The organism is Bacillus sp. JUb11 (assembly GCF_024807925.1).
Classification (GTDB): Bacteria; Bacillota; Bacilli; order Bacillales; family Bacillaceae; genus Bacillus; species Bacillus altitudinis.
In genome coordinates this window covers 441,305-456,375 of record NZ_JANUEZ010000001.1, presented here as the reverse complement: position 1 = coordinate 456,375, position 15,071 = coordinate 441,305, and the positions used below count along the sequence as shown (strand labels likewise).

16 protein-coding genes and 2 riboswitches are annotated in these 15,071 nt (G+C 42.1%); of the genes, 5 read left to right on the top strand and 11 right to left on the bottom strand.

Features of this window, described 5'->3' with window-relative positions:
• Positions 1–42: 42 nt before the first annotated feature.
• The 5 genes from M2369_RS02375 to M2369_RS02355 all read right to left on the bottom strand — a co-directional run bounded on the left by M2369_RS02375 (position 43) and on the right by M2369_RS02355 (position 3,219).
• A complete protein-coding gene (locus tag M2369_RS02375) occupies positions 43–324 on the bottom strand; it encodes a YqhV family protein (RefSeq protein WP_039165991.1) in 282 nt (93 codons plus the stop codon).
• 173 nt (positions 325–497) lie between these two features.
• A complete protein-coding gene (efp, locus tag M2369_RS02370; protein WP_007501192.1) occupies positions 498–1,055 on the bottom strand; it encodes an elongation factor P in 558 nt (185 codons plus the stop codon).
• Positions 1,056–1,080: 25 nt separating this feature from the next.
• On the bottom strand, positions 1,081–2,142 hold the full coding sequence (locus tag M2369_RS02365; RefSeq protein ID WP_007501193.1) for a M24 family metallopeptidase: 1,062 nt from the start codon (positions 2,140–2,142) through the stop codon (positions 1,081–1,083).
• Positions 2,139–2,582, bottom strand: a complete 444-nt coding sequence (aroQ, locus tag M2369_RS02360) for a type II 3-dehydroquinate dehydratase (RefSeq protein ID WP_007501195.1) — start codon at positions 2,580–2,582, stop codon at positions 2,139–2,141. The genes M2369_RS02365 and aroQ overlap by 4 nt, the downstream gene beginning before the upstream one ends.
• 109 nt (positions 2,583–2,691) lie before the next feature.
• On the bottom strand, positions 2,692–3,219 hold the full coding sequence (locus M2369_RS02355; RefSeq protein WP_057079319.1) for a YqhR family membrane protein: 528 nt from the start codon (positions 3,217–3,219) through the stop codon (positions 2,692–2,694).
• 221 nt (positions 3,220–3,440) lie between these two features.
• Between M2369_RS02355 and M2369_RS02350 the strand changes: the two genes are divergently transcribed.
• Both M2369_RS02350 and M2369_RS02345 read left to right on the top strand, forming a co-directional pair.
• Complete coding sequence (locus M2369_RS02350) at positions 3,441–4,397, top strand: DUF1385 domain-containing protein (RefSeq protein ID WP_039165998.1); 957 nt, start codon at positions 3,441–3,443, stop codon at positions 4,395–4,397.
• A 38-nt stretch (positions 4,398–4,435) separates the two neighbouring features.
• On the top strand, positions 4,436–4,831 hold the full coding sequence (locus M2369_RS02345; protein WP_024422959.1) for an SA1362 family protein: 396 nt from the start codon (positions 4,436–4,438) through the stop codon (positions 4,829–4,831).
• Here M2369_RS02345 and M2369_RS02340 read toward each other — a convergent pair.
• The 3 genes from M2369_RS02340 to M2369_RS02330 form a co-directional block, all read right to left on the bottom strand.
• The gene (locus M2369_RS02340; protein WP_008342205.1) at positions 4,828–5,703 is read right to left on the bottom strand and encodes a patatin-like phospholipase family protein; all 876 of its coding nucleotides are present in this window, start codon (positions 5,701–5,703) and stop codon (positions 4,828–4,830) included. The two genes, M2369_RS02345 and M2369_RS02340, sit on opposite strands and share 4 nt — an antisense overlap.
• A 305-nt stretch (positions 5,704–6,008) precedes the next feature.
• Entirely contained in the window at positions 6,009–6,443 is a 435-nt protein-coding gene (mntR, locus tag M2369_RS02335; protein WP_003215946.1) for a transcriptional regulator MntR, read from the bottom strand.
• Positions 6,444–6,528: 85 nt separating this feature from the next.
• Complete coding sequence (locus M2369_RS02330) at positions 6,529–7,365, bottom strand: lipoate--protein ligase family protein (RefSeq protein WP_017357972.1); 837 nt, start codon at positions 7,363–7,365, stop codon at positions 6,529–6,531.
• Positions 7,366–7,584: 219 nt separating this feature from the next.
• On the opposite strand from M2369_RS02330, the gene M2369_RS02325 reads away from it, so the two are divergent.
• Positions 7,585–7,965 (top strand): rhodanese-like domain-containing protein, encoded by a 381-nt coding sequence (locus tag M2369_RS02325; RefSeq protein WP_024718853.1) that lies wholly within the window; start codon positions 7,585–7,587, stop codon positions 7,963–7,965.
• 39 nt (positions 7,966–8,004) lie between these two features.
• Here M2369_RS02325 and gcvPB read toward each other — a convergent pair whose 3' ends face one another.
• The 3 genes from gcvPB to gcvT are packed head-to-tail and all read right to left on the bottom strand — an operon-like array spanning position 8,005 to position 11,918.
• Positions 8,005–9,465, bottom strand: a complete 1,461-nt coding sequence (gene gcvPB, locus M2369_RS02320; RefSeq protein WP_035390797.1) for an aminomethyl-transferring glycine dehydrogenase subunit GcvPB — start codon at positions 9,463–9,465, stop codon at positions 8,005–8,007.
• A complete protein-coding gene (gene gcvPA / locus M2369_RS02315) occupies positions 9,458–10,804 on the bottom strand; it encodes an aminomethyl-transferring glycine dehydrogenase subunit GcvPA (protein WP_160757527.1) in 1,347 nt (448 codons plus the stop codon). The genes gcvPB and gcvPA overlap by 8 nt, the downstream gene beginning before the upstream one ends.
• Positions 10,805–10,820: 16 nt before the next feature.
• Positions 10,821–11,918, bottom strand: a complete 1,098-nt coding sequence (gene gcvT / locus M2369_RS02310; RefSeq protein ID WP_019743009.1) for a glycine cleavage system aminomethyltransferase GcvT — start codon at positions 11,916–11,918, stop codon at positions 10,821–10,823.
• 104 nt (positions 11,919–12,022) lie between these two features.
• A riboswitch (glycine riboswitch) is annotated at positions 12,023–12,118 on the bottom strand.
• A 3-nt stretch (positions 12,119–12,121) separates the two neighbouring features.
• A riboswitch (glycine riboswitch) is annotated at positions 12,122–12,229 on the bottom strand.
• A gap of 250 nt (positions 12,230–12,479) precedes the next feature.
• Between gcvT and M2369_RS02305 the strand changes: the two genes are divergently transcribed.
• Both M2369_RS02305 and M2369_RS02300 read left to right on the top strand, forming a co-directional pair.
• Entirely contained in the window at positions 12,480–14,150 is a 1,671-nt protein-coding gene (locus M2369_RS02305) for a DEAD/DEAH box helicase (RefSeq protein ID WP_024718849.1), read from the top strand.
• A gap of 14 nt (positions 14,151–14,164) precedes the next feature.
• Positions 14,165–14,962: a YqhG family protein gene (locus M2369_RS02300; RefSeq protein WP_017367588.1), complete on the top strand. Its 798-nt coding sequence runs from the start codon at positions 14,165–14,167 to the stop codon at positions 14,960–14,962.
• The last annotated feature ends 109 nt before the right edge of the window (positions 14,963–15,071 follow it).

Below are 15,071 nucleotides of genomic sequence, written 5' to 3'. Positions count from 1 at the left end.
TCTAAAATGTATGATGCATGCCGTTAATTATGCCAAGCCATTTCACTTATAAATTCCAACAAGAATAAATACGACACCAATGAAAATAAACACAAGCTTCGCATAGGATAACTGCCCTGCAATTTGGTAGATTCCAATCGTCATCGTAATAATAAAAATGAGCGGTCCGATGATCGCTAATATACTATTGATGACAACCGCTTTACGCACATCATTTGTCACTAAAATGAGGATGGCGGCCGTCAGTTCAATCGTGGCAGATAAAAACCTCATCCCTGCCATGGCAGCAACTGATGGGTGTATACCCGGAAGAAATTGTTTCATATAGAACCTCCAGCTTTTTTTACACTATATGCTTCACTAGCTAGAAGTAGTCTTGTTTTTCAAAAGGAAGAGAGATGGATGAGAGAATAGAGTAAGGGGTGTGATAACGAGGCGTCCTATTTTTCAAATAAAAAAAGACTGTAAACACGAGGTTTACAGTCTCTCTCCGTTCATTACGCTCTTGAAACGTATGAACCGTCAGATGTATTGATCACTAGTTTATCACCTTGGTTCACAAAGAAAGGAACGTTCACGATTAAACCAGTTTCTGTTTTTGCAGGTTTTGATCCACCTGATGTCGTATCACCTTTAATACCAGGCTCTGTTTCTACTACTTCTAGTTCTACAGTGTTTGGAAGTTCTACTCCAAGTGTTTCATCACCGTACATGACGATTTGAACCGACATATTTTCAAGCAAATATTTCAGCTCATCTTTGATTTGCGCTTCGCTTAGTTCAAGTTGTTCATATGAGCTTGTATCCATGAATACATGCTGATCGCCATTTGCATATAAATATTGCATTGTTTTTGTTTCAATTTGAGCTTTCGCTACTTTTTCACCTGCACGGAATGTTTTCTCTTGAATCGCACCTGTACGCAGGTTGCGCAGTTTCGAACGGACAAACGCTGCGCCTTTTCCTGGTTTTACGTGTTGGAAATCCACTACACGCCAAATACCGCCGTCCACTTCAATTGTCAGGCCTGTACGAAAATCGTTTACTGAAATCATTTTGTCATCCTCCTACATTTCACCGTCATAATATGATAAGTTCTTTCGGTGAGTGGGTCAATCGTTTATTGCCGTCAGCTGTCAGGACAATATCATCCTCAATTCTCACGCCGCCGACATCCGGCAAGTAAATGCCTGGTTCAACTGTCACAACCATTCCCTCTTCTAACACGACATCTGAGCGTGAGGAAAGGCCAGGTGCTTCATGTACTTCCATACCAAGACCATGTCCAGTCGAATGCCCGAAGTATTGACCGTAGCCATACTTTTCAATGATGTCTCGTGTGATGCGATCAGCTTCTTTTCCTGTTAAGCCTGGCTTGATTTTATCCACACCAGCGTTTTCTGCTTCTAATACGATATGATAAATTTCCTTTAATTTGTCGCTTGGTGTTCCTACAGCAATGGTTCTTGTCATGTCTGAGCAATAGCCTTTATAATAGGCACCGAAATCCAGTGTCACCAAGTCGCCAGATTCAATCACCTTTTCGCTCGCTCTCCCGTGTGGCAGGCTTGAACGAACGCCAGAGGCAACAATCATATCGAATGAAGATCCTTCTGCCCCTTCTTTTCTCATGAAAAATTCAAGCTCGTTCATGACCGCAATTTCTGTCAGGCCCGGCTTGATGTACGTGAGAATATGATCAAAGGCATGATCTGCAATCTTCGCAGCTTCCTCTAATATCTTAATCTCTTCATTAGACTTAATCAAGCGCAACTTTTCAACTGATTCTGAGACTGGAACAAGCTCAATACCGCTTGCTTTCCCCGAGTACTGCTGGTAGGTGGCAAATGTCATATGGTTTTGTTCAAAACCAAGACGTTTCACCCCAAATTCGTTTGCCGTTTGGACAGCAGTTTCCACAATGTTTCCTTTATGTTCAATGATGTCATAGCCCTTTACTTGATCCTTGGCTTGCTCCGTGTAACGAAAATCCGTAATAAAGGCGGCTCGATCCTTTGAAACGATGGCAAGACCGGCTGATCCAGTAAAACTCGTCATATAATGTAAATTAAAGCTGCTTGTAATCACTAAACCATCTATGTCTAATTCGGCTAAAAGTTTTCTTAGTTTTTCAAGTTTCATGATACTGCTCCCCCTTCACTGACTAAATAACGAATCGCCAATTTATATCCTTCTAAACCAAGTCCAACGATTTGACCTTGGCATACTGGAGCAAGAACCGAATGATGGCGGAATTCCTCTCTCTTATGAACATTTGTGATATGTACTTCGATGACAGGTAACGTAATACTTGCAATGGCATCTCTCAGTGCATAGCTATAGTGGGTAAAAGCACCCGGGTTAAACACGACGCCATCGTACTGATCTTCTGCTTCATGGAGCGCATCGACCAGATCTCCCTCGTGATTCGATTGAAAAAACGTTAATTGAATATTTGCTCTTTCTGCAAACTGAAACAAATCCGTTTCTAAATCTGTTAGTGTTTTACTTCCATAAACTCCTGGCTCTCTCTTGCCGAGCCTATTTAAGTTGGGCCCATTCAGCACTAGAAAATGAGGCATATGACCACTCCTTCACCCTAATTCACTCTATATCGATGTCTGTTTCTTTTTCCTTAGAAACCTTTCGTTTCCAAAAATAATTTTATCATATGAATGGTGGATTTACACTTTATTCTGTCTTTTTCCCGAGTGCCCTTGCAAGCTTCTGACTCGTTAATTCATTGTATTCAAATGAAATACTGTATCCGACAAACATGCCATATAAAATATATAGGCAAAATGTCGTCACAATGGTGCTTTGCTGCAAATCTTGCACTTGTTTCACATCTGGGAAAATAGGATTAAATACATAAAAAACAAGCAGCCATAAAATCGCGCCATAGATCAGCCCCATCCAAAAACCTTTGATCCGTTTAAGCAGTCCATAATAAATAAAGGCTGCCCCAATAGATAAAATCCCTAAAAGTACAATACTCATAAATGTACCAAGTCCGCCTTTTTTCCATTCACCAAGCACAAATGGCTGCAACAGCATATTTGGACTCACCTCTGAAAAATGAAACATATGGGTCAGAAATCCGATAAAGCCCCAAAAAACTCCGCCGGCAAAACCTGTGGCTGCTGCCCTTGCCACCATTGAAGACGTTTGTACTGATTGGTTTTTTTCTTCTTGGTTTTTCTTTTCATCACGTTTCATATGAACACCTCCAGCAAGTAGTATGTCCAAAATGTCATGAAAAAAAAGGATTTCCGTGCGAGAGTGTAAAATTTTTATAACAGGGTATACTGGCTAAAAAGAGGTAGATAGAATTCTAGTAGATAATCGACCTGTGAGCTAGTGATTTCCCCTCTTTTCCTGTACAATAAAGGTATAAGGAAATGCATGTAAATTACAGGAAACAGGCAGGTTGATGAAATATGTCCAATCAAACAAAACCTCCAGCATATGGAGGGCAGGCAGTTGTGGAAGGTGTCATGTTCGGAGGTAAAAAGAACTATGTGACAGCGATTCGGCGTAAGGATGAGTCGATTGAGTTTTTAAAGCTTCCCCGGACCTCCAATAAACGAACCGCCTTTCTTAAGAAAATCCCTTTTGTCAGGGGTGTTGCTGCACTTGTTGAAGCAAGCGCAAACGGCAGTAAGCACTTAAACTTCTCCAGCGAGCGCTATGACTTAGATCCTTCTGAAGATCATTCTCTTGAAAAAGAACAAAAAAGCTCGAAATTATCAATGATCTTTGGCATTGCTGTGATCGGAGTTCTCTCTCTTCTTTTTAGTAAATTTGTCTTTACTTTAGTGCCTGTCTTTTTAGCCGAACTTGTGCGTCCGGTGTTTTCTGGAAACTTCGCACAAATTGCAGTGGAAACATTCTTTAAATTGATCCTGTTATTAGGCTATATTTACTTTATTTCCATGACCCCTTTAATTAAAAGGGTATTTCAATATCATGGGGCAGAACATAAAGTCATAAACTGCTATGAACAGAACCTTGACATCACAGTGGAAAATGTCCAAAGCCAATCTCGCCTGCATTATCGATGCGGCAGCAGCTTTATTTTATTCACTGTCATTGTCGGCATGTTCGTCTATTTACTCGTACCGACAGATCCTTTATGGGTGAGAGTTCTGAATCGCTTGGCGCTTATTCCGGTTGTTCTGGGCATTTCATTTGAAGTGCTTCAGCTCACAAACAAACTCCGTGACGTGCCAGTGCTTAAAGTGCTTGGCTATCCTGGCCTTTGGCTGCAATTGCTCACAACAAAAGAACCCTCTGATGATCAAGTCGAGGTAGCCATTGCAAGTTTTAATGAACTTCTTCGTTTAGAGGAAGCATCTGCGAAACAAGCATCAGATTCTGCTCATCAAGTGATCTAGTTTATAAATCCGGTAAATTCTTTCGGAGGTGGACAGTTATGAATCGCCGAGTACATCCTGCTTTTACCATTATTTTCGCTTTAGGTGTTTTGGGATTTGTGTATTTACTCACAACGAATCCAGGCAGACTCTTTACGATGCTGCTATCAGTTGTGATCATTGGAGCGGTTCTATTTTTCTTATTTAGATGGCTGATGAATCGAAGAACTGGAACAGAAGGAAATCTTTATCGTAAAGCAGTCAAACAATCAAAACGTCGCTACCAGCAGCCTAAACCAAAAACGAAAAGCCAGATGAAAAACCGGGTCACTCATTTGCGAAGCGTGCCGACTGACCACAAGTCTAAGCCCGTCCTTCTCAAAAAGAAAAGCCAAACACATTTGACAGTCATTGAAGGCAAGAAAAACAAAAAGAAAAATCGCGCCTTATTTTAAAATGTCCAGCTCTTTAAAAATTGCTCGGCCTTCTGTCTGCCTAGATCGACGAGCGCCTTTTTCTTTTCTGTCATCAGCTGAAAATCAGTGGCAATGACGTGTTCTACAGGGATAAAAATAATATGACGTTCGTGTTTTGTGGCAATATGTCTTTCGTCATGAGCACCACGCATCGTTTCAAATAGAGCGCCAAACAGTTCAAACGCATTGCGGATGGAATGTTGAGGGCGTTCTTTTTCGTTTGGGGTTAATGTGACACCGACAAACGGTCTTTTTTTCTCTTCAGCAAAAAGCCAAATCGGAAAGTTGCTGAGCACGCCGCCATCCACGATGGTACAAATTCCTTTTGAAGACCTTAGTTTCACAGGTTCGAAAAAATAAGGCAAACTGCAGCTCATCCGAATGGCTCTGGCGACAGAAAACCGTTCTGGATTTAACCCATAGGAAGGAAGGTCATCTGGAAGGACAAGGATTTTGCCATTTGTTAAATCAGAAGCGACGATTTTGAGCGTATCTTTTTTCAGATCACCGAATACGGTGACGCCTTTTCGTTTTAACACGTCTGTCAGCCATTTTTCTAGACGGTCACCTTTGTAAAGGCCAAGACGCCAATAAATAGACACCCACCTGAGCATTTTAAACGGGATGAATTGACACCTTCGGTCAAGCAATTGATGCTCATCCATTTCGTCTAACAGCTCCCGAATCTCCTGACTCGTAAAACCCGCTGCGATGAGTGAAGCAATGATTGCTCCCGCACTTGTTCCAGCGAGACGGACAAATTGAAATCCTCTTGCTTCAAGCGCTTCATAGGCGCCTGCAAGTGCTGCACCCTTAATGCCTCCACCTGAGAACACACCATCTATCTTCATCAAGGAACCCCCTTTTCTGTCACACTATTAATAGTGTAGGAGCATTTGCCTTTCATTAGAACTATATTCAAAAAGGACCCCCTTCGCCAGGTGTCCTTTCAGCGTGTAGACAAACCCTCGCATTCGGTGTCAGTCCTGCGCTCCGGTGCTCACGAATGTCAAATTCGCTCCGCTCCGATGCTCGTCCTTCCTAGACTGCAAAGGTTTTCTTTCACGCTGAAAAGAAGACAAAGAGCTAAAATAAAGTACATTTTACCCCTTTGTCAACAATTTAAAAGGACACCCTTCGCCAGGTGTCCTTTTTCTTAAGATTCTTGATTTGTTTGTTCGTTTTTCTTTTGAATCGCTTTCAGCTGAACGGATCGCTCATCGTTTTCTTCAAAGAATTGGACGAGGTCGCCGATGCGGTCAATGCTGTTCCAGCTGAGATGATGCTCAATACCTTCTACATCATCATAAATTTTCTCTTCATCTACACCAATGATTCTTAAAAATTGCTCTAGCAGTTCATGTCTGTATACGAGACGTTTTCCAATTTTTTTGCCTTTCGGGGTTAAAATTAGACCACGATATTTCTCATAAATGAGGTATTCATCTTTATCTAGCTTCTGAACCATTTTTGTTACAGAGGAGGGATGGACAGCGAGGGCTTCTGCAATATCAGATACTCTTGCATATCCTTTTTCTTCTATCAGCATATAAATTTGTTCAATATAATCTTCCATACTAGGTGTAGTCATAAAACCCCTCCAAAATGCACCTTTACTTAATAATCATAACAATTCTACACCATCGCCCATTAAAAAACAAGAAGAGTCCTTCGTCTTAACGCTTGTAATTCCAATCATCTGTGGCGTATTTCGTTTTGGCGAGGTGATGAACAAATGCCAACTCTTCATCTGTCAGCTCATAAGGCACAAGCTCGATATTTAATCCTTTTTCAAACCCTCGTTTAAATGCAACACGCGCATCGTCTATCGTACATGTTCGATCTGAAATTTCATTGATCGCCACCGCTTTGTTTTTAAAGCTGCGCTGCATCCGCTCTCTCACCCGGTCGTTTGGATACAGAAATAAATCAAACAATTTGTCCTCATCAAGATCAATTAAGATCGAGCCATGCTGGAGGATCACACCTTTTTGTCTTGTTTGCGCACTGCCTGCTACTTTTCTGCCTTCTACGACAAGCTCGTACCATGAAGGCGCATCAAAACATACAGACGATCTTGGATTTTTTAAGCTTTCTTTTTCTTTTTCTGTACGAGGAATGGCAAAATACGCATCGAGTCCCAGTTCTTTAAATCCCTCTAAAATCCCTTCTGAAATGACGCGGTATGCCTCTGTCACCGTCGCCGGCATCTCTGGGTGCTCTTCTGACACGATGACACTGTAGGTCAATTCCTGATCATGAAGAACGCCGCGGCCTCCTGTAGGCCTGCGAACAAATCCAAGACCATAGCGCTCAACCGCTTCCATGTTGATTTCTTTTTCAACATGTTGAAAATATCCAACAGATAATGTCGCTGGATTCCAACCATAAAAACGGATCACAGGCGGGATCAGCTTCTCGCTATGCCAATAAAGCAAGGCTTCGTCCATGGCCATGTTAAAGGCTGGGTCTTGGTTTCCTGTATCAATGAAACACCATTTCTCTTTTTGCATATAAAATCCCTTCTCTTTTACGTAGTCAATGTTAGATAATGGTGGTGACCACCGATTTTCTCTCTTCATCAGTCTATCAAATAGGGAAGGAATTGAAAATAATTCTTACCATTTATGATGACAAGTTTCTTTTGCTTTACTATAATAGTATTTGTCTAAAACGTACCATCAGACAGGTGACTGTGCTGATGCTCAAGAAGGAGTCGAGTCGTATTGCCAATATTCAACTATATCGTCCTCTCACTTTGTGGACTTTTCGTTCTTTATTCCATCGGCAGTTACATTTATCAGCAGCGCATAATGAAAACGCTGACGGAAGCAGAATTTATCAAAGGTTACCGCAAAGCCCAACTCATTGATGTGAGAGAACCAAATGAGTTTGAAGGTGGACATATTTTAGGCGCAAGAAACATTCCCCTTTCACAATTAAAGCAGCGCAAAAATGAAATACGCCCTGACAAGCCTGTTTATCTCTATTGCCAAAATAATTTGAGAAGCGGAAAAGCTGCTCAAACGTTACGTAAAAATGGCTGTCGTGAGATTTATAATTTAAAGGGCGGCTTTAAAAAATGGGGCGGCCGCATTAAAACAAAGAACTAACAAAAAAGACTCTGGGAGCTAATGCCCCCATGAGTCTTTTTATTTTCTTTCAAAAACCAGCACTGGATTCCGTGCAGCCTTTGTTTCATCCATTCGTTTCACAACGGTTGTATGTGGTGCTTCCTGTACGATTTCTGGGTTCTCTTCCGCTTCTTTTGCAATTTGAATCATCGCTTCAATAAATGCATCAAGGGTTTCTTTTGATTCTGTTTCAGTTGGTTCAATCATGATACATTCCTCTACATTTAGCGGGAAGTAAATCGTTGGCGGATGATAGCCAAAATCAAGTAATCGTTTGGCAATATCAAGTGTCCGCACACCTAGTTTCTTTTGACGTTTACCTGAAAGGACAAATTCATGCTTACAGTGGCGGTCAAATGGCAAATCATAATGAGCACATAAGCGGCGCATCATATAGTTTGCATTCAACACCGCATGATCCGTTACAGCCTTTAAGCCGTCTGGTCCCATAGAGCGGATATACGCATACGCTCTGACATTGATACCAAAGTTCCCATAGAACGGTTTCACACGGCCGATAGATTCTGGACGATCGTAATCAAAGAAATAACGACCTTCTTTCTTCACAAGCACTGGCTTTGGCAAATATGGAATCAAATCCTTTTTCACGCCAACTGGACCTGAACCAGGGCCTCCTCCTCCGTGTGGACCTGTAAAGGTTTTATGAAGATTTAAGTGAACCACATCAAATCCCATATCCCCCGGTCTTGCTCTGCTTAATACAGCATTTAAGTTCGCTCCATCATAATAAAGCTTCCCGCCTGCTCCGTGGACGATTTCAGCCATTTCTAAAATATTTTCTTCAAAAAGGCCGAGTGTATTTGGATTTGTGAGCATGAGAGCCGCCGTTTCTTCATTGACAACACGGCGCAGGTCGTCTAAATCGACAAGCCCATGTTCATTAGATGCCACCGTAATCGTTTCAAATCCTGCTACTGTTGCAGATGCGGGATTTGTTCCATGAGCAGAATCAGGCACGATGACTTTTGTTCGTTTAAGATCTCCTCTTGCTTCATGGTATGCACGAATCATCATGAGCCCCGTCCATTCGCCATGTGCTCCTGCCGCAGGCTGTAATGTCACGGCGTCCATTCCTGTAATTTCTTCTAAATGGTCACCTAAATCATAAAGTAACTCTAATGCACCTTGCACAGTGTCTGCCTCTTGAAGTGGATGCACATGCGAGAAGCCTGCAAGACGTGCCACCTTTTCGTTAATCTTTGGATTATATTTCATCGTACAAGAGCCTAGAGGATAAAAGCCAGAATCGACCCCGTGATTACGCCTAGATAATGCTGTGTAGTGACGCATAATATCCAGTTCAGAAACCTCTGGCAGCTTAGCATCTTCATGGCGGATATACGCTTCATCAAATAAATCTGGGAGCTTCTCCTCAGGTACGTCTAAATCAGGCAGGCTGTAACCAATTCTTCCTTCTTTGGATAATTCAAAAATAAGCGGCTGATCTTGTTTATTCATGACGATCCCCCAATTCCTTGATGAACGTATCAATTTCTTCTTTTGTTCTTAGTTCTGTCACAGCGACGAGCATATGCTGCTGAAGCTCTGGATAATCCCGTCCCAAGTCATATCCGCCGATGATTCCTTTTTCAAGCAATCGCTCATTCGCTTCTTTCACAGGTTCATTCAGTTTCAACACAAATTCATTAAAATGAGCACCCTCTATTTCAGCCTGTAACCCATGTTTTTCTGCCTGCGTCTTGGCATAATGGGCCTTTTGTACGTTTTGATAGGCAATGTCTTTGATACCTGCTTTCCCAAGCGCCGTCATCGCAACAGAAGCGGCTAACGCATTTAATGCTTGGTTTGAACAAATATTTGAAGTCGCTTTGTCTCTTCGGATATGCTGCTCGCGCGCTTGAAGGGTCAGCACAAATCCTCGCACACCGTTCTCGTCTTCTGTTTGCCCGACTAAACGCCCCGGCACTTTTCGCATTAATTTTTTCGTCACAGCGAAATATCCACAATGAGGTCCGCCAAATGCAGCTGGAATGCCAAATGGCTGCGCATCACCAACGACAATATCTGCCCCAAGCTTTCCTGGTGGTGTCAGTAAACCAAGTGCAAGCGGGTTACTTGAGACGATGAATAAACTTTTCCCTTTATGTGCAATCGGTTCAATGTCTTTTAACGGTTCAACAACACCGAAGAAGTTTGGGTATTGTACAAGGACCGCTGCTGTTTCGTCGCAGACGGCTTCTTCTAATGCAGCTAGATCGGTCTGACCTTTTCGCGCAGGTACCTCGACGACTTCAATATGCTGTCCTTTCGCATATGTTTTCAGCACCGCTCTTGATTCAGGATGAACCGTCTCAGAGACCACAATCTTTTTCTTTTTTGTATGTCCTGCTGCCAGCATCGCCGCTTCAGCTAATGCCGTTCCGCCATCATACATCGAGGAGTTGGCAAGATCCATGCCAGTCAGCTCAGCAATCATTGTTTGAAATTCAAAGATTGCCTGCAATTCACCTTGAGAAATTTCAGGCTGATAAGGTGTGTACGCTGTATAAAATTCAGAACGTGAAATCACATGGTCGACAATCACAGGCTGGTAATGATCATACACACCAGCACCTAAAAACGAGGCATAAGCCACTGTATCTTTATTTTTTGCAGCAAGACGAGACAATTCCCGCACTAGCTCTGTTTCAGATGCGGCTTCTTTGATGTTGTACGCACCTTTGAATCTGACTTTCTCTGGGATATCTGAGAAAAGCTCATCAATTGACTGAACACCGATGACATCCAGCATTTCTTTTTGATCTTGCTCTGTTTGCGGCAAATACCTGTGCTTCATCCTCTATTCCTCCTCGTTATTTGGCTCTTTTATAAAATGGTGTGGCGACGATTTTGGCTTTTAGACGTTTTTTACGAACTTGCACTTCCACTTCTGTCCCAAGCTGCGCCTCTGATGTTTCAATCAAGGCAAGCCCAATATTTTTCTTTAATGTTGGAGATTGTGTACCGGTTGTGACTACACCAATCTGCTTATCTCCTGAGAAGACCGGATAGTCTGTCCGCGGAATCCCCTTATCTATCATTTCAATCCCGACAAGCTTTCGCTTCGGTCCTTCTTCTTTTTGTTTTTTAAGTGCATCTTTTCCGATAAAATCTGCTTCTTTATCCGTTTTTACAGCAAAACCAATGCCGCCTTCTAAAGGAGAAATATCCTTCGTGAGCTCTTGGCCATAAAGCGGGAGTCTTGCTTCAAATCTTAAGGTGTCACGTGCACCGAGTCCACATGGGATCAGTCCTTTCGGCTGTCCGGCTTCTAATAAAGCGGTCCAAAGGTGAACAGCATCTTCTGACTGGCAGTAGATTTCAAAGCCATCTTCTCCTGTGTAGCCGGTTCTTGAGACAAGCACCTCTTTTTGCGCAATTATCGCTTTTGATAAAAATGTAAATGGCTTCAGTGATGTTACCTCTTCATCCGCAACATCTTTGATGATGTCAGCAGCAAGAGGCCCTTGAAGGGCTAACAAGGCGGTTTGATCAGAGACATTTTTAATCGAAACATCTTCCTCACCTTGATGTTTCAGCAGCCAATCCACATCTTTTTCAATATTTGAAGCATTGATCACAAGTAAATAGTTGTTCTTTTCTTTTTGGTAGACAAGCAGATCATCCACCGTTCCGCCATCTTCATAACACATGGCTGTATATAGTGCCTTACCGTCTGTCAGCTTTGACAGATCATTGGTTAATAACCTTTGTAAAAAAGGAAGAGCTCCCTGACCTGTGACTTCCACCTCACCCATGTGAGACACGTCAAACAGCCCTGCTTTTGTTCGAACAGCTTCATGTTCTTCTTTAATGGAAGAAAATTGGACAGGTAATTCCCAGCCCCCGAAGTCAATGGTTTTTGCGCCAAACGTTTCATACGCATGAAAAAGCGGTGTTCGTTTCAACATCAATCGTTTCCCCCTTTTTTCTTACAGTGCACATCACAAGCTGAATTTTCAGAAAAAAATCACAGCAAAAAAGGACAGAGCGCTCCCTTTTATCAAAAAGAAGTCTCTGTCCTTGCACCTGAAAGTTTACAGCACAACATCATTGTGCGTTTTCCCCTTTGGTGGTTTGCTAAAAATCGCTGCGCAAACACTCTCCAGAGTTGCGTCCGGTAAGAGTACTTTTGCCTGAGAGATTCACTGAACCAATTCAGCTTGCTCCTTCGGCGCCTGTCAGTGCAAAATAACCGCTAGGTCTCTCCCCATACCATCATCCGCTCATATTCTTCACCTTTTTTGGACATACTATCAAAATGGGTGACTTATTCTCTAGATCACTTACCAACATCCTACCATTAGAAATGGATGAAGAGCAACAGAAAAATCATTAACATTTTTAAAATAACCATTCATTATCGTTCGCTTTTATTGATATATAACATCTTTTAAATCGCTATGAAAAAATGAAGCGTTTAAAAACAGAACGATTTTATCATCACTCTACCAGAAAGGCAGGCGGTCACATTGAATATTCAAACGATATTTGATCAAAAATGGGCAAGTGAATTTCAAAAGCGGCTTACAGCAGACGGTCCCTGGGCGAATTGGGATATGTACCGTTTAGCAGCACAAGTACAAAAAGTGACAGCCATTGATTCATTTGAAGGACTGCAAGCACCTGCGCACCTGCCTGCATTTACTCCTTTAAAACACCAGCTCGAAGTCGCTAGAAGAGTCGTAGAAGAGATGAATGGGAAAGCCATTTTAGCAGATGAAGTGGGTCTTGGAAAAACCGTTGAAGCAGGACTGATTATCAAAGAATACATGATTCGCGGACTTGCCAAGAAGATTCTCATTCTCGTACCCGCCTCCCTTGTGTCCCAATGGGTACAAGAACTGCGAACGAAATTTTACATAGATGCTGTCGAGCAAAAGAAGAGCTATGTGTGGGAGCAGTGCGATGTTGTGGTTTCCTCAATTGATACAGCCAAAAGACAGCCACATCGAGATACGATCTTATCCATCTCCTACGATATGGTCATTATTGATGAAGCACACAAACTGAAAAACAATAAAACGAAAAACTATGAGTTTGTGAGAAATTTGAATAAAAAGTTCTGCTTACTGCTCACAGCCACACCTATCCAAAATCGGATAGGAGAAATTTTTAATCTCGTTTCTCTGTTGAAGCCAGGCCATTTAGGTAATGAAACACAGTTTAAAGACCTCTTTGCCAAAAAAGACCTTCAACTTGAGGACCATGACCGGCTAAAACAGTTAGTCAATAAAGTCATGATTCGGAACCGGAGACAAGACACTGGCATCGAATGGTCAAAGCGGCATGTAAAGACGATTTCTATTGATTTCTCCCCGACAGAACAAGCACTATATGATGAAATTTGTAAGTTAAAAGAAAACCCTTCCTATACGAAGCACATGTTTTCAATTATGACTTTAGAACGAGAATGCTGTTCGAGTCGTGAGGCCGTCTATATGACCATTAAAAAAATGCAAGAAGAGGAAAAACACATTCTAGGTGCTTCTGCGATGATGCACATCATGGAGAAAATCAACCAGGTAGAACAAAATTCTAAAGCACTTGAAGTCGTTAAACTCATTCAACAATTAAATGAAAAAGTCATTATCTTCACTGAATACCGTGCGACACAAATTTATTTACAATGGTTTCTCCAGCAAAACGGCATCAGTTCGGTTCCTTTTCGAGGCGGGTTTAAACGGAGTAAAAAAGACTGGATGAAAGATTTATTTAGAGAGCGGGCGCAAGTGCTCATTGCGACAGAAGCAGGCGGCGAAGGGATCAACCTTCAGTTTTGCAACCAAATCATCAACTACGACCTTCCGTGGAACCCAATGCGCTTGGAACAAAGAATTGGACGTATTCACCGGCTCGGTCAAGAGCGGGATGTCCACATTTACAATATGGCAACTAGCGGGACAGTCGAAGAACATATTTTAAAACTTTTATATGAAAAAATTCAGCTGTTTGAAAACGTCATTGGCAATCTAGATGATATTTTAACCCGAATTGATATCCAAGATGCTGAAACAGAATTGCATCAAATTCTCTTCCAACACGAGTCTGACGTAGACATGAAAAAGAAATTAACCCAATTTGCTTCCTATTTAACAGAAACACAAACACCGCTTTTAGAAGAAAGACAGCAAGGTTCATAAAGGAGAGTTGACCAATGGAGCAGCGCGAGATTCACACATTTCTTCTCCGTTTCTTTCAGGCAAATCAATGCGACATACTTGAAGAAAGTGCAGGACACATGACCGTACAGCTGACAATCGAAATGGATAAATTGATCATGAACCGTCCTTTTTATTGGCATTGGCTCGAAAAAACGGGAGGCGTACCTGAGCCGCGGCAATTGACTTTGATCACCGATCAAAAAAAAGCTGATGACTCGGTCGAAGGAGAATTTGTCCACTTCGGCTCCCCTCGTTTATTCCAAATATTCGAGGTTGTGAAACAGCAAGGCCGTTTTATTCGGCTGTACGAAAAAGTCAGACCGCTCACAAACAGCCAGATCGCACTGGAGCCGTGGCTTGGTCTCAATGTCAAAATATCCTATCTGGCAGACCGTAAAAAAGACAAACTGCTGTCTCTTGGACTTCATCTAATACGCGGAGAAGTCATCGAACAATTTCAAGAGAAGCTGGAAGCGCGTGAGCTATCGTCTCAAATTCCTGATTATTGCTTCACAATGAGTACGATGATTAAGCCAGAGAGCGGCGTCAAACGGCTGTACAGCCTGATGGAACGTTATGCCAATGAAGAGCCGGATGATTGGGCGGTAAGAGCTGTTCAAAAGTGGAAAGAAGACTCGGAACTTTTAAACCAATTTTATGAAGGGACTTCAGACACATCTGTAGAATATGAAATAGAAAGACAAGCACTTAAAACTTTATACGAACCAAAAATCAGTCTTACGATTGAAAATGGCGGACTTTTTTACTTACAGCAAAAAAGAGGAGGCTGACTTAGCGAGTCTCCCTCCCTTTCATGTGATATCAAATTTTCGATCAATCAAAAGCAACGTTTGTCTGTTTGTATTGGGCGGAAACATGACGCAAGCAATCTATGAGGTC

Excerpts from the sequence above, each read along its gene's own strand:
- M2369_RS02375 (WP_039165991.1), bottom strand. The coding sequence starts at position 324 with ATGAAACAATTTCTTCCGGGTATACACCCATCAGTTGCTGCCATGGCA.
- efp (WP_007501192.1), bottom strand. The coding sequence starts at position 1,055 with ATGATTTCAGTAAACGATTTTCGTACAGGCCTGACAATTGAAGTGGAC.
- M2369_RS02365 (WP_007501193.1), bottom strand. The coding sequence starts at position 2,142 with ATGAAACTTGAAAAACTAAGAAAACTTTTAGCCGAATTAGACATAGAT.
- aroQ (WP_007501195.1), bottom strand. The coding sequence starts at position 2,582 with ATGCCTCATTTTCTAGTGCTGAATGGGCCCAACTTAAATAGGCTCGGC.
- M2369_RS02355 (WP_057079319.1), bottom strand. The coding sequence starts at position 3,219 with ATGAAACGTGATGAAAAGAAAAACCAAGAAGAAAAAAACCAATCAGTA.
- M2369_RS02350 (WP_039165998.1), top strand. The coding sequence starts at position 3,441 with ATGTCCAATCAAACAAAACCTCCAGCATATGGAGGGCAGGCAGTTGTG.
- M2369_RS02345 (WP_024422959.1), top strand. The coding sequence starts at position 4,436 with ATGAATCGCCGAGTACATCCTGCTTTTACCATTATTTTCGCTTTAGGT.
- M2369_RS02340 (WP_008342205.1), bottom strand. The coding sequence starts at position 5,703 with ATGAAGATAGATGGTGTGTTCTCAGGTGGAGGCATTAAGGGTGCAGCA.
- mntR (WP_003215946.1), bottom strand. The coding sequence starts at position 6,443 with ATGACTACACCTAGTATGGAAGATTATATTGAACAAATTTATATGCTG.
- M2369_RS02330 (WP_017357972.1), bottom strand. The coding sequence starts at position 7,365 with ATGCAAAAAGAGAAATGGTGTTTCATTGATACAGGAAACCAAGACCCA.
- gcvPB (WP_035390797.1), bottom strand. The coding sequence starts at position 9,465 with ATGAATAAACAAGATCAGCCGCTTATTTTTGAATTATCCAAAGAAGGA.
- gcvPA (WP_160757527.1), bottom strand. The coding sequence starts at position 10,804 with ATGAAGCACAGGTATTTGCCGCAAACAGAGCAAGATCAAAAAGAAATG.
- gcvT (WP_019743009.1), bottom strand. The coding sequence starts at position 11,918 with ATGTTGAAACGAACACCGCTTTTTCATGCGTATGAAACGTTTGGCGCA.
- M2369_RS02300 (WP_017367588.1), top strand. The coding sequence starts at position 14,165 with ATGGAGCAGCGCGAGATTCACACATTTCTTCTCCGTTTCTTTCAGGCA.